Raw genomic sequence first — 14044 nt, forward strand, 5'->3', positions numbered from 1 at the left:
AACTAAGCGATTAGGCTTAAGGAAATGAGCTTTGAGTCTTATAGCAAAAAACGCACCATTATACAGGGTTGGCAGTTAGATGCGCTCTTAGTAGTCAATTTTCAAGACCTTTACCATAGCTTTAGCTCTATTCAAGATAAGGCACCTAACAGAGGATAGAAAAATAAACAATCTAGTCTCGGGAAACCGTTATATCTGAACCTTAACAGTTAGTGTGTTACCAATTAGATACTAATATTTACGGTATGAAATAATAAATAACTAAAAATTATATTTAGACATTTAGCAAACATAATGTTAATGTTTGTGAAATAACCACAAATATAATATGGTTTTAAATGAATATAACTCTCTATTTAGAGCTGAACAATACATCAAATAGTGCTTAATAATCTTATGTATTGCACATTTGAACATATAAATTCTAACCGTTCATAAGTTTTTGATTGACTTTATACATCGTTTAAATGTTTACAGGATTTTTTTATTAGAAGTAAATCCGTTGATACGGATATTCAATAATCAACATTAGTTGATAATAATATAGTTTAAGGACAAACCCTATTATGAGCACCGCCAAAAAAGTTGGTTTTTTTAACCAAGTTAGTACTCAAGTCACCCTTGTTCTATTTCTCGCCCTTGCAGCAGTACTAGCGGTGGTTTTCTATGTTGTAGATAAGCAAGGTTATGAGAAAATCCGCTTAGAGTCTGAAAAACTTATCGTTCAAACGGGTAATGCCACCGTAGATAGCATCTCAACAGATATTGAGCGTGTTTCGCGTAGCGCTTTGAGCTTACAAAAAAGTGTACAGACGCTACCTGTTGAAGAAGATATTCTACAGGCCAGTCTAAACAATGCCTTTAACAAAGATGACTTTGGCATATTGGGCAGTGGTGGTATTTGGCCTGAGGTAGGCGCTCTTGGCAATGATGTAGCAACGCACCCGTTCTTGATGGTACGCCAAGATGGTAATTATCAGCCTGTGCTTACCGATCCAAACCCTAGTAATCCTTATTTTCAAGAAGGCTGGTTTGGCGCGGTAAAAATGATTAAGCCGGACGAATGTTTGTGGCAGCACGTACGTCCTTCGCAGGCTAAAGGTGAGCTTGCTATGAGCTGCGGACTCTCAATCGAACGTGACGACGCGTTTTGGGGTGCAAGTACCGTTAACTTTACGCTCACGCAGTTACAAGATAACATTGTTAAGCTAAATGAACGCATTGGCTCAGGCTATATGCTCTTGATTGATAACAGTGATAAAGTGATCTCCTCGTCTAATCCTGAGCGTTTAAGTTATATTGATGAGGCCACAGGCGTACCCTTGACTATACAGCAGGTCGTCAACTCAGACGCCGCTTGGCAACCTATTTTTGACTTCTTAGACAACAAAAGAGCTGAAACCGTTCAAAATGTTGCGCCGCGCATCTCACCTACTGTCCAACAAGTTCTAGGCGGTCTTGATCAAGCTTATGGCAATGATCCAGAAAATGGTTACTTTATGGTCAGTTATGCCGCTTATCTGGATAATAAAGAAAATCAAAAAAATAATTTAGGGAATCGCTTACTTCAGAGCTTTGATCTGGTTAATGATCAATACTACGAAGGTAGTCAAGCCTATGTGTTTGAGATTCCTGAGACCTACTGGAAGCTGATTATTGTACAGCCCAACCTTGAGATCGACTCTATTGCTGATAACTTAAGTAAAAACTTGATCAGCTGGATTGCTCTAGCGCTCTTGATAACCGCTGCTGTGATTTATTTCATGTTGAACTTCTTAGCCTTTAACCCTTTGAAGAAAACCACTGATAAGATCTCCAGAGCTGAAAATCTCATCGACAACAAGCAATACAATCAGCTAAGCGACGTTAAATTTGCTAAAGGTCGCAACGAGATTGGCCTGGTTAATGGCTCTATTAATGATCTACTAGGGCGAATTCAATCGAACGAAGGTAAGCTTGCCAACATCAACCAACAGTTAGAAATCAAAGTCGAAGAACGTACCGCTGAGTTGCAAGACACGCTAAAAGAGCTAAAAAACTCACAACTACAGCTCATACGCTCAGAGAAAATGGCAACTTTAGGACAGATGGTGGCAGGCGTTGCACATGAGGTTAATACGCCCCTATCTTATGTACAGAACAATCTTGAGATCATAGGTCAGTTGACTGAGCAATACGAAGAATTGATTGAGCTGGTCAAGGGTCTAAAAGAAGTTAAGACGGATACCGCTGGTTCAGAAGAGAAGATTGATCAGTTGATGGCTAGTATTATTAGTGCGTCTGATGAAATTGAAGAGGACGATCTCTCAGATGAGCTCAAAGAGCTGATTAAGGACTCCTTGTTCGGTGTTGAGCAAATTACTGAGATGGTTCTCAATCTACGTAACTTTGCCCGCCTTGATGAGTCTAAAGTCAAAACTATCGATGTGCGCGAGTGTATCGAGGCCTCGCTCAAAATCGCTGGTAATTCGCTCAAGCATCAAGAGATCGTTACTGACTTTGCAACGACGCCTGAGATCAAGTGCTCACCGTCACAGATTAATCAAGTACTGGTCAACCTGCTAAACAACGCCTCACAAGCTATGGACAACGACTCAGGCGGTAAGATTGAGCTGCGTACGCGTGCGGATGATACTAACGTCTATATCGATGTGATCGATAATGGTAAGGGCATGAGTCCTGAGACACTCGCTCAGATATTCGAGCCTTTCTTTACAACCAAAGGCGCAGGTGAAGGCACAGGACTTGGTATGGCGATTAGTCAGCAGATCATGGAGCAGCATAACGGCGATATTAAAGTTGTATCAACTGAAGGAGTTGGCACTACCTTTACCTTAATGCTCCCTATTAACAATAACTTAACCGAACAAAATATCGTAGCTTAATTAGGCTACGATATTTTGCTCAGCTCATATTTCATCGTTATTATTCATTATAAGGATATTGTCATGAATGAAGTTAAAAATGAATTGGAAACTCCCGTCAATACAGGGCCAAAGCCAAAACTGGCATTTATCGATGATGAACAACGTATTTTGCGCTCCATGAAGCTTATGTTCCGCAAAAGCCATGACGTGTTCATTACTACTGATCCTGACGAGTACATCGACTACATTAAGAACAATAATGTACATGTAGCGGTTAGTGACCAACGTATGCCTGATCGTGTTGGCGTTGATGTTCTAAGAGAAGTTAAAGACGTCTCACCGTCTACTATGCGTATCCTATTGACAGGTTATGCCGATCTTAACGCAATTATTGGTTCTATTAATGAGGGCGAGATTTATCGTTATTTGACCAAACCTTGTAAGTCTGAGGAGTTACAGTCTGTCGTCGGACGCGCGACAGAAATTGCGTTGAACTATAATCCAGAGGAAGACGTCGATGCGGTTTACCATGTGGACAATAAGCAAACCTTATTAGTTATCGATGAGACCAGTGAGCTGATTGAACAGATAACTAAGCAGTTCTCAAACAACTATATCGTGCTGCATGCAACAGGGTTAGAAGAGGCTTATGATTATCTTGCCAACTACGATATTGGGGTTTGTATCACCGATATTAACGTCAGCGGCGAGAATATCGCACCGATTATCTTTACTCTCAAACAAGATGCCCCGCATTTGGTCGTCTTGGTTCAAACTGAGTTCCAAGATGCAGGCTTGTTGATTGATCTCATTAATAAAGGTCAAGTCTATCGCTGCCTGCCTAAACCTATGCGCGCCAGTTTGCTTGAGATAAGTGTCAACCGTGCTTTTCGACATCATAGTAAGCTCAAAGAAAGCCCTGAGATGGTTAAGCGCTATGAAGTCGAACACGATCCTGACAACGATGTCCGCATCGACTTGAGCAGTCGCGTACGTGGCTTTATTGGTAAATTGCGTAAGCGCTTTGCCTTATAAATAAGGACAACTGTCCCTTAACTGATAACACCCTTAGCTACTAACAAACGGCCTCTAATTCATCTTTGAATTAGAGGCCGTTTGTTATTTGATCGACTGTATATATAATATGAATAACGCATTAAACAAATCACTAATCGACCGCTAAAAAACCTTAAAAAAATAATCTAAGGAACATCTATGCACGCTGTATTTTTGGATAAAGGCACTTTCTCTGAGGGCATCGACTTGCCAGCGCCAGCTGGTATTACAGACTATATCACCTATGATGAGACGCCAAATGATACCAAGACCATCGCCCAGCGCTGTAGTGATGCTGATATTATCATCGCTAATAAAGTTAAGATCTCAGCTAAAGTCATCGCGCAATTGCCCAAGCTTAAGCTGATTCAATTGACGGCTACGGGTATGAATAATGTCGATCAACAGGCTTGCATGGCTCATGATGTTACTTTATATAACGTTGCAGGTTATGCGGTCAAAAGCGTCCCTGAGCATACCTTTATGCTGATGCTCAATGCGATGCGCGGTGGTATTTATTATCATCAAAAAGCTGCGGATGGTACTTGGCGTGACAATGGTAATTTTTGTTTATTAGATACTGCGCTTATAGACTTAGAAGATAAAACGCTCGGTATCATCGGGGTAGGCACTATTGGCAAACGCGTCACTGAGATTGCGCGTGCTTTTGGTATGAGAGTATTGTGGGCCGAGCATCAAGGACGTACGCCGCGTAACGCCGAGTACATGGCGTTCGATGACGTCTTGGCTACAGCAGATGTTATTAGCCTACATTGTCCGCTAAACGAAGATACCCAGCATCTGATTAATGTAAATACACTAGCAAAGATGACTAAGCGGCCTCTACTAGTAAACGTGGCGCGCGGCGGTATCGTTGATACTCGAGCCTTGGCGGATGCGCTAAGCGGCGAGCAAATTATCGGCTACGCAAGCGATGTCTTTGAACAAGAGCCTATCGCCGCCGATGATCCCTTGCTGGATTTTAGCACTCATCCACGCGTTATCTTTAGTCCGCACAATGCTTGGGGCAGTAAAAGTGCTCAAGAGACACTATGGCAAATATTGAGCACACAAGTCGCTGAGTTTATTAAAAAATCTTAACGAGTGAAGTGTAACCAGTCATCTTTGATGCGGCGGTATTTGAGCATAATACGATCGCTTAGATAGTTGCTAGTCACCTGCCAAGGATAGCGATCGCCTTGTTTGGGCAACTCATCTTTGCCGCGGCGAATGTAGCCCGCTGACAGTGAGCCCATGATTGTATCCTCTTGTACTTGTACATGTTTGCCATCACCATTAGCGATTGGTAGTGCCGTACGGTAATCATGTTTTTTCATATACTTGAATAAACGCAGCAAATACTGACAAGCTAGATCTACTTTTAGCGTCCACGAGGCATTGGTATAACCAAAGATGACAGCCATATTGGGGATGTTCTCAATCATTACGGCTTTGTAAGTCATACGCGCGCCAATATCGATAGGCTCACCATCAATGAATACACGTGCGCCGCCGAGCATCTGTAACTTAAGCCCTGTCGCTGAGATAATAATATCGGCGTCAATGTGCTGACCTGATTTAAGCAAGATGCCCTGCTTGGTAAAATGATCGATATGATCAGTGACAATATCAGCGCGCGACCCTTGTAGCGCTAAAAACAGATCGCTATCGGGTACCGCGCATAGGCGCTCCTCCCACGGATTATAATCAGGCAAAAAGTGATCAACACTTACCTGACTGCCTTTGAGTTCTTGCTGAGCCCAATGTTTGAGCAAAGCACGCATAACGCTTGGCGCACGTATCGCAAGCTGGTAGACGCCTTGCTGACGTAGAACGTTACGCACGCGCAGCAGCGTGTAGGCTTGCTGTTGCGATAATGGTGAGTACTTAGCAGATAGCCAATCGATCGCATAGTCGTCTCCTGCTACGCTTGCTACATATGTAGGCGTACGCTGAATCATAGTGACATAACGCGCGCACTGCTCGCTGTCTTCGTCGACAAGCGCGGGCATTAGCGTCATCGCTGTCGCGCCGCTGCCTATGATAGCGACATTTTTATCATTATAATTAATATCACTCCAATGCTGCGGATGGACAATCTGCCCCTCAAAATCCTCTTCTTTGTCAAAGTGGGGCCGATACCCTTGCTCGTAGTCGTAATAACCTGTTGCTCCAATGACAAAATGTGCGGTTAGCGAAAGCACTTCACCGCTGGCATTATTCTTTATCGCCGCGGTCCACAACTGCGTGTCACTTGACCATGATAGCTGCTCAACCTCGTGCTGATAGCGTATGTGTTCGATGACGCCGTACTCGCGCGCCGTCTCTTTGATATAGTGTTTGATATCGCCCCCTTCTGCCAGCATACGATGATCCAGCCACGGGCGAAAGCTATAACCGAAGGTGAGCGCATCAGAATCAGAACGTACGCCGGGGTAAGTGAACAAATCCCAAGTACCACCTAGATCTTCACGTTTTTCTACTACCAAAAAAGACGCTGTCGACTTTTTATTACCTGCCTTACGATGTTTTTTGGCAGCTTTGCAAGTTTTTTTATTATCGAATAATGACGCTTTGTTTTGTTGCAAATAGCAAGCCGTACCAATACCAGCGACGCCTGCTCCAACAATCAATACCTCATAATCTGCTACTGGTGCCTTTTTATTCTCAAAGCGGTTTTTAATTCTCTGTAATATCGCTGTCATCATTTTAAACCTTATTGTTTTAAGTGTATCTTTTTAAGGGGGACTTTCGCCTCTATTTATAACAAGTATTTAGATATAAAAAATATCTGCATGTATAGCTTTAAAAGGGACTAGGACTTTCCCAATCCATCCAAGCACCTAGTATAGGATGTTTCAGACGCAGCTGCTCGGCATGCAGATTGAGTCTTGGCGCGATAGTCAAGGCGGCGTCTTCAGCATAAATAGGATCACCGATGATAACGTGACCGACGTGCACCATATGTACACGCAACTGATGACTGCGACCCGTTACAGGCTTTAATTCAACTCGAGTAACGACTTGACCGTCGCACTCCTCAAACGCTACAACCCTGTACAAAGTTAATGCGTGTTTTGACCAGTTAGGATCGACGATATGACGCGGCTTGATCGTTGGCTCATAGCGAACAGGTGCTGATATCTCGCCTGTCGCGCCAACCTCTTGCCACTTCCCAAATACTCTTGCTTGATACTTTTTTTGCGGTAAGCGATCAATGAACTGCTTACTGATGTGAGTTTGTGCTGCTGCATTTTTGGCAAATATCAACAGACCTGAGGTATCCATATCTAAACGATGGATCAGCTTGACCGCTGGATTTGCGCGCTCAAGCCTTGCCAGCAAGCTTACCTTTAACGTTTTGCCATCGACACTTAACAAACCTGCCGGCTTATCTACTACCCAAATATCATCGTCCTCATAAATGGTAATGTCTTTAGCAAACTGTTCAAAAAACTCAAGCGAATAAGCTGCTTCTTGCGCATTAAGAGCTGCAATATCGTTATCAGTAAAAAACATAAAAAAGGGTACTTGTATTGGCGTGCATTGAGGTAAGACAGTCAAAGTTTGATCAAGCTCATGTAGTTTTGAAGTGAACGGACGTTAAAGAAAATAAAACAATGTTAAAGAGTAGGACTATAAATAATGCTCTAAAGTACAATGGGCTAGAACTAGAATTAGGAATAAAGCTAGATAGAGTAGCAAAATATTCATACTCAAGCCTAAACTCATTATGGACAATAGAGAAGACGCAACCTGTGCGCTTATGTTTCAATTTATTGTATCAATAGTAATTGTTGAATAATTTAACCCGCTTGTGTCTACCAAGAGCGAACAAACATGCTAGTATAACGGCACTATTAAGCAAAATACTTAAGTACTCACATAGCAAAAGATTAAATTATGCATTGTATGTACTACAACTGATTTTATAGATTATAAAATAAGAGAGAACCTTATGTCAGACCTAATTGTTAATACAACCGATGCCAATTTTGACCAAGATGTACTACAAGCTGACATGCCTGTACTTGTGGATTTTTGGGCCACATGGTGCGGTCCTTGCAAAGCTATTGCCCCTATCTTAGAAGATTTGGCGGGTGAATATGAAGGCAAGGTCAAAATTGTCAAAGTCGATGTTGACAACAACCCACAAGCTGCAAGTCGCTTCGGTATTCGCAATATCCCAACTTTGTTCGTCTTTAAAGATGGTGAAAAAGTAGATTCAGTTATGGGTTTACAACCTAAAGGCGAACTAGCTAAAGTATTGGATAAGCATTTGTAAGCTTAACTATAAAAGCGCCATCAAGTCATAAAAAAGCCATTATTTGTCATAAATAATGGCTTTTTTGCTTATCTTTTATACAAAATATTCGATTCTATAGATTTTTTAACAAAAATAATTGACAATACCCTGCCAATAACCGTATAGTCTGCTGACAAGAGAAACGCAGCCGTTTTTCTAGGCTCCTTATCGCTATTCTCTTCGTGTTGTTATAAAAAGACACAGCTGCCCTCAAGGCAGACAATCACTAAAAAACGATAACTTACGATAACTAGCAAACTCTGCTTTAAGCTATTTTTATTGCCTTGCTTTTTATGTTGCCATTGACTGTCATCTGATATAAATCACAAACTATACAAAGCATAATGCTTATTTTGTGCATGCATCCTATTGCTACACTATCCTCGTATTAATCAACGTTGCGAACTGCGCCGTTACTGGCCCTTTCTGCCCGATAATCTGCTAATGACCTCTCTATGAATTTAACTGAATTAAAGAAAAAATCAATCGCCGAGCTGTTGGCTATCGCCAAAGAGATGGGTCTTGACAATATGGCGCGTAGCCGTAAACAAGACATCATTTTTGCTATTTTGAAGACTCATGCTCGTAATGGTGAGGCCATTTATGGTGATGGTGTTTTAGAAGTACTACCAGATGGTTTTGGCTTTTTGCGCTCCTCTGAAGGCTCATATCTAGCAGGACCTGACGACATTTATGTCAGCCCAAGCCAGATTCGTAGATTTAGCTTAAAGACGGGTGATAGTATCGCTGGGACTATACGTCCGCCAAAAGATTCTGAACGTTATTTTGCTCTTCTAAAAGTTGGCGAGATCAACTTTGACACTCCAGATCGTTCACGTCACAAGCTTATATTTGAGAACTTAACGCCTCTGTTTCCAACCGAACAGCTCAAGCTTGAGCTAGGTAATGGCACTACCGAAGATTTGACTGGCCGCATGATTGATCTGATTGCCCCTATCGGTAAAGGTCAGCGCTCAATCATTGTCGCACCGCCAAAAGCAGGTAAAACGGTATTACTACAAACTATTGCACAGTCCATTACCCGTAATAACCCTGAATGTTATCTGATTGTACTCTTGATTGATGAGCGGCCAGAGGAGGTGACTGAAATGGTACGTACGGTACGTGGTGAAGTGGTTGCTTCGACCTTTGATGAGCCGCCCCAGCGCCACGTTCAAGTTGCTGATATGGTTATTGAAAAAGCTAAACGCTTGGTTGAGCACAAACAAGACGTTGTTATTCTGCTCGACTCTATCACCCGCCTTGCCCGCGCTTACAATACGGTTATTCCCTCATCAGGCAAAGTCTTGACTGGTGGTCTTGACTCCAATGCCTTGGAGCGTCCAAAACGCTTTTTTGGTGCTGCCCGTAACATCGAGGAGGGAGGTAGTTTAACGATCATCTCAACTGCCCTTATTGACACAGGCAGTAAAATGGACAGCGTTATCTTTGAGGAGTTCAAAGGTACAGGTAACCAAGAGATTACCCTTGAGCGTGACTTGGCCGAAAAGCGTGTATTTCCAGCGATTAACATCAAAAAATCAGGAACTCGCCGTGAAGAGCGTTTGATGGATGGGGACACTTTGCGTAAAGTTTGGATACTACGCAAACTGCTTCAGCCTATGGATGGCGTGCAAGCGACAGAATTCTTGCTGGATCGCTTAAAAGAGGTTAAAACCAATGATGAGTTCTTTGAAAAGATGAAGCGCAAACCGCAGAGCTAAGGTATTGTTTTTTACTTTGAACAACAAATAAAAAAGGACTGTTGATGACAGTCCTTTTTTGTGTTCACTATAAGCCCCTAACTCATTTTGCTGCGACACATGCTGGAAACAACACTTACAGCCTACTATCAAAGATTAGCGTTTTTACTACGACTAGTATAGTCGTAAAAAGCTACTATTGGCTATAGTAAGTACAAGCTTGGTATTACTATAAGTTCTGTATTCTAATTTTGACACTTTGAGAGGTAACACTATGAAATTCGCAAAATCTATGGCAATGACCGCAGTAGTAAGCTCGGCTTTAGTTATGACTGGTTGTAACTCAGGTCTATACGGCAACGCTAGTAATACCGCAAAAGGTGCTACTGCTGGCGCAGCGGCTGGTGCTTTGATTAGAAGTAAAGGCGATAGCAAAGACATTGCTCGCGGCGCACTAGCTGGCGCAGCTATTGGCGGTGCTGGTGGTTATATTCTTGACAATAACTAAAATTTAGTTATTTATACCAAAAAGCCTGCAAATATATTGCAGGCTTTTTTGTGCCAGTTATTACCCTCTTCTATTGAGAGCAACTAATGTTATAAGCCACCGCTAAAAGTATCGCAGGATTGTAGGTTGCCAGACTCAAGTCCACGGGTGAACCAGTTAACACGCTGTTGACTGCTACCGTGAGTGAAGTTATCAGGAACCACCGCCCCGCCACTCGCTTGTGCTAGACGATCATCCCCGATTTGACTGGCGGCATTCATCGCCTCATCGATATCTCCAGCCTCCAAGAACTGTACGCGTTGCTGATTACGATTGGCCCAAACACCCGCAAAGCAGTCAGCTTGTAACTCTTGCAATACAGATAGCTGATTGCCTTGAGTCGCCGTAACTTGCCGGCGAGCCTCATTCACTTGTTGTGAGATACCGAGTAAAGTTTGAACATGATGACCGACCTCATGTGAGATGACATAAGCCTGCGCAAAGTCGCCTGCTTTGCCTTGGTTCTCTGTATCCCCTGAGCCTTGCTGGTCGCCACTAATACCTAGATTGCGACGCATCTCAACAAAAAATGAGGTATCTAAATAAATGGTTTGATCTCCTGGGCAATAAAAAGGGCCTGTAGCTGAGGTTGCACTGCCGCAAGCAGAGCTAACTTGACCATCGAATAAAGTCAACGACGGCTCTTTATACGTACTGCCTGCCTCCTCAAATATTTGATGCCATACCTCTTCAGTGTCTGCTAGCACAACTTTGACAAACCGTGTATCACGATCATCTTCAGTAGCAGGTTGCGTAGAACCTTGAGAACCGCCACCTGTAACTACCTGACCTGTCTGTAACGCGGTCATAGGATTCACACCAAATACAAGCCATAATATACCAGCGATAATGATACCTCCTATACCGCCCCCTATCATCTTACCGCCGCTGCGACTAGTACGAACATTTGAGCTGCCACGCCTGTTCTGCCATTTCATAATATTATTCCCTAAAAACAAGTTGTCAATAATAGGAGAAACTATCTAGTACAGATAAACCACTATATCTGATAGGATAGCCCACATTATTTTTAGTGTCTTTCAGACTTGTGTGTTATTTAATCACACTTTATAGGTTGAAAGATTAAATTTGGTAGGTAGAGCTGTCTACAATTACAATAAAAGCTAATTAATAAGCTGTCTTCTTGTGAGTAAACCCTTATTTATGAATCGTATCTTTTTAACTTAATAAATGATCTTTGATCTACTGTATCTCATGAAATAATTACGCAAAACTATATTGTTATTTAATTGTAAATACTATTTCTATTTATATAGAAAAGATATAGAATGCGTGAAAGCTGAGTAGCTGCAACTAAGAGTGGTTGATATTCGACATTACGGGTATTCAACTTTTTATTGTTGCTATTAAACATTTCATTTTTTTGGAGAATACACTATGAACCTTAAATTACTTGCACTTGCTGGTGTTATGACTGCTGCTATGGGCTTAACTGCTTGTGATAGCAATACTGAAAACGCTGCTGAAGATTTATCTGACGCACAAGAAGAAGTACAAGACGCTCAAGAAGAGCTAGCTGAAGGCATGGCTGACGGTGAAGTTATACCTGCTGATGCTACTGCTGCTGTTGTTGCTGCTGAAGCTGACATTGCTGAAGCGCAAGCTGCTACTGCTACTGATGAGATGGATGCCGAAGTACCTATGGACGGCACTACTACTAGCATGGACATCGCTAGCGAAACTGATCCAGCTGTTGCCGCTTCTGACGAAGTTGTTATTGTTGCCGAATAATAGTCGTCATCTTTATTGCTAATTATTGCAATAATGACTACGATACAAAAAAGAGAGCGTAAGCTCTCTTTTTTTGCGTCTAAATTTTTTATTCTTTTTGTGCATTGAGATCGCGCATCAAATCACTTGCTGCCTCAGCACTTAGCAAATACGGGTTAAAATCTATAGTCGTAGAATACTTAAGATAGATGGCTGCATTATCTTGGGTAGGTGATGCGTAATTCATCGACCATTTTGCCCATTCTCTATGCTTGAGCTCATGAGTCTCGATAACTTGTAAGTCATGATGACGTTGATCTGCCATCAAACTGTAGAGCAAGCGATTGATTTGTGCTCTTGGCCCTTCGATAGTCTGTAAAAAGTAGTTTTTGTTAAAAATAAGCATACCTGTTATGCCATTAGCTGCATTGTTCTCTTGAGCCTGCTGAAGTATTTCATTAAAATCTTTTGCTGACACGTCAGGGTTTGCGCGACTAGCATAAGTCATACTCACTAGAATGTGGGCATCTGAAGTTGATTGAACCATGAGTTGTCCTTTTATATGTTATAAAGTCTAATTAGCTAATTGAGAACCAAGATTTTTTCTTTTTAGGCGCAGCAAGTGCTTGTTGCTCTTGCTCATCTAACATCGATAATGTATCAATCAATAACATGATTTGGTTGGTGCTCATAAGGTAAGGATTAAACTGTATTCCTGTTGAATATTTGAGCGCCAAGCTTTTATTATCGTCGCTTGGAATCAAGTATTTCATCGACCACTTATTCCAGCGTCTTTGTTCAACTTCAGCGCATTCAATAATTTGCAATGAGAAATGACGATCATCTTTGACCAGTTTTCGCAATAGCTCATTAATGACAGGTCTAGACCCTTCTATACTTTGCAAAAAATAGTTATGATTGAATACTAAAGCGCCAGTAATGCCATTACGCTCGTTGTTCTGCTGCGCTTGCGCTAGAATACGAGTGACCTCACCGTTTTCGTTATGGTTGTTATAACGACTAATATAAGTGAGGCGTAAGATAATATGTTCGCCATGTAGCCTTTGTGAGTTTTGTGCTTGTGAGAGCTCAGCTAATTCCATTAAGTACTCCAGTTCATTCGATAATACGTGATTGTTGGTTATAGCTAGATGATGCTGTGCTATAAAAGTGCAATTAAGATGCCAGAACTACTGTCTCATCTTTTTGATAAAGCTATCCATGCCGCCAGATAACTTATCACTACTCGACTCTTGGATACTTTGCGCCAACGCCAATAATTGTGCGGTGTTGTCACATTGCTCTAAGTTTAAAAGATAGCCCCAAGCCTCTTGCGGCGGTGCGTTTTTTTCGATGTAAGTGGCAAGTTCTGACTTCAATATCTCGTAATTGGCATCTGGCAGCTTAGACTTTGGTGGATTTCCGATAGAGGCTACTTCATCTAGCTTTTGACTGTTAAAAGTTCGCTCAAATTCAGCTTCACTATTTTGTATAGTCGGTTTTGTTATTGACGATGGTCTAGATACCCTTGGCGTAGAAGAAGATGGACTTTTTGAAGAACCAATAACTTCAATACAATCGAACTCTAACAATAGCTCAAACAATGGCGTGACGCCGCCAAAACTTGCAAACATTTTGCTTTGGTTCAAAGTATCTAAATAGTTTTGATAGGTCCTTTTACCATCAATCATAATGAGCAATGTTCTTGCCTCTCGCGGCAAAACTCCTATGCTATGATTTTTGATCTCATCGCGACCTATTTCGCTTTTTTGAAAAACATCACCATATTTCATTTTTTATTTCCAATACTATTATAAAGATTACAGTCATCACA

General features: G+C 41.8%; 13 protein-coding genes. 7 read left to right on the forward strand and 6 right to left on the reverse strand.

Annotated features, from left to right (window positions below; genetic code table 11):
• Window positions 1-566 precede the first annotated feature (566 nt).
• The 3 genes from ACR64G_RS11070 (at window position 567) to ACR64G_RS11080 (ending at window position 5024) form a co-directional block, all read left to right on the forward strand.
• On the forward strand, window positions 567-2885 hold the full coding sequence (locus tag ACR64G_RS11070) for an ATP-binding protein (RefSeq protein ID WP_435979339.1): 2319 nt from the start codon (window positions 567-569) through the stop codon (window positions 2883-2885).
• A 63-nt stretch (window positions 2886-2948) separates the two neighbouring features.
• Window positions 2949-3902, forward strand: a complete 954-nt coding sequence (locus tag ACR64G_RS11075; RefSeq protein WP_435979340.1) for a response regulator — start codon at window positions 2949-2951, stop codon at window positions 3900-3902.
• Window positions 3903-4082: 180 nt separating this feature from the next.
• On the forward strand, window positions 4083-5024 hold the full coding sequence (locus ACR64G_RS11080; RefSeq protein ID WP_435979341.1) for a D-2-hydroxyacid dehydrogenase: 942 nt from the start codon (window positions 4083-4085) through the stop codon (window positions 5022-5024).
• On the opposite strand, the gene ACR64G_RS11085 is transcribed toward ACR64G_RS11080, so the two are convergent.
• Together ACR64G_RS11085 and ACR64G_RS11090 are read right to left on the reverse strand one after the other, a co-directional pair.
• Window positions 5021-6631 carry a flavin-containing monooxygenase gene (locus tag ACR64G_RS11085; protein WP_435979342.1) on the reverse strand — a complete coding sequence of 537 codons (1611 nt, stop codon included), beginning with the start codon at window positions 6629-6631 and terminating at the stop codon, window positions 5021-5023. The genes ACR64G_RS11080 and ACR64G_RS11085 overlap by 4 nt on opposite strands.
• A gap of 97 nt (window positions 6632-6728) precedes the next feature.
• Window positions 6729-7442 carry an RluA family pseudouridine synthase gene (locus tag ACR64G_RS11090; protein ID WP_435979343.1) on the reverse strand — a complete coding sequence of 238 codons (714 nt, stop codon included), beginning with the start codon at window positions 7440-7442 and terminating at the stop codon, window positions 6729-6731.
• A gap of 439 nt (window positions 7443-7881) precedes the next feature.
• Here ACR64G_RS11090 and trxA point away from each other — a divergent pair, with 439 nt between their 5' ends.
• From trxA to ACR64G_RS11105, 3 genes are all read left to right on the forward strand, one after another.
• Window positions 7882-8208, forward strand: a complete 327-nt coding sequence (trxA, locus tag ACR64G_RS11095; RefSeq protein WP_435979344.1) for a thioredoxin — start codon at window positions 7882-7884, stop codon at window positions 8206-8208.
• Window positions 8209-8684: 476 nt separating this feature from the next.
• Entirely contained in the window at window positions 8685-9953 is a 1269-nt protein-coding gene (gene rho / locus ACR64G_RS11100; RefSeq protein WP_435979345.1) for a transcription termination factor Rho, read from the forward strand.
• Between the two features lie 253 nt (window positions 9954-10206).
• Window positions 10207-10440, forward strand: coding sequence for a hypothetical protein (locus ACR64G_RS11105; protein WP_435979346.1), 234 nt, complete (start codon window positions 10207-10209; stop codon window positions 10438-10440).
• A gap of 89 nt (window positions 10441-10529) precedes the next feature.
• Here the strand turns inward: ACR64G_RS11105 and ypfJ are convergent, their stop codons facing one another.
• On the reverse strand, window positions 10530-11417 hold the full coding sequence (ypfJ, locus tag ACR64G_RS11110; protein WP_435979347.1) for a KPN_02809 family neutral zinc metallopeptidase: 888 nt from the start codon (window positions 11415-11417) through the stop codon (window positions 10530-10532).
• A 460-nt stretch (window positions 11418-11877) separates the two neighbouring features.
• Between ypfJ and ACR64G_RS11115 the strand changes: the two genes are divergently transcribed.
• Entirely contained in the window at window positions 11878-12231 is a 354-nt protein-coding gene (locus ACR64G_RS11115) for a hypothetical protein (RefSeq protein ID WP_435979348.1), read from the forward strand.
• 88 nt (window positions 12232-12319) lie between these two features.
• Here ACR64G_RS11115 and ACR64G_RS11120 read toward each other — a convergent pair whose 3' ends face one another.
• The 3 genes from ACR64G_RS11120 to ACR64G_RS11130 form a co-directional block, all read right to left on the reverse strand.
• The gene (locus tag ACR64G_RS11120; protein WP_435979349.1) at window positions 12320-12757 is read right to left on the reverse strand and encodes a BLUF domain-containing protein; all 438 of its coding nucleotides are present in this window, start codon (window positions 12755-12757) and stop codon (window positions 12320-12322) included.
• 31 nt (window positions 12758-12788) lie between these two features.
• Entirely contained in the window at window positions 12789-13313 is a 525-nt protein-coding gene (locus tag ACR64G_RS11125) for a BLUF domain-containing protein (RefSeq protein ID WP_435979350.1), read from the reverse strand.
• An 87-nt stretch (window positions 13314-13400) separates the two neighbouring features.
• A complete protein-coding gene (locus tag ACR64G_RS11130) occupies window positions 13401-14003 on the reverse strand; it encodes a hypothetical protein (RefSeq protein WP_435979351.1) in 603 nt (200 codons plus the stop codon).
• Window positions 14004-14044: the final 41 nt, after the last annotated feature.

The sequence above is a fragment of the Psychrobacter sp. DM4 genome (assembly GCF_051307035.1).
Lineage (GTDB): Bacteria > Pseudomonadota > Gammaproteobacteria > Pseudomonadales > Moraxellaceae > Psychrobacter.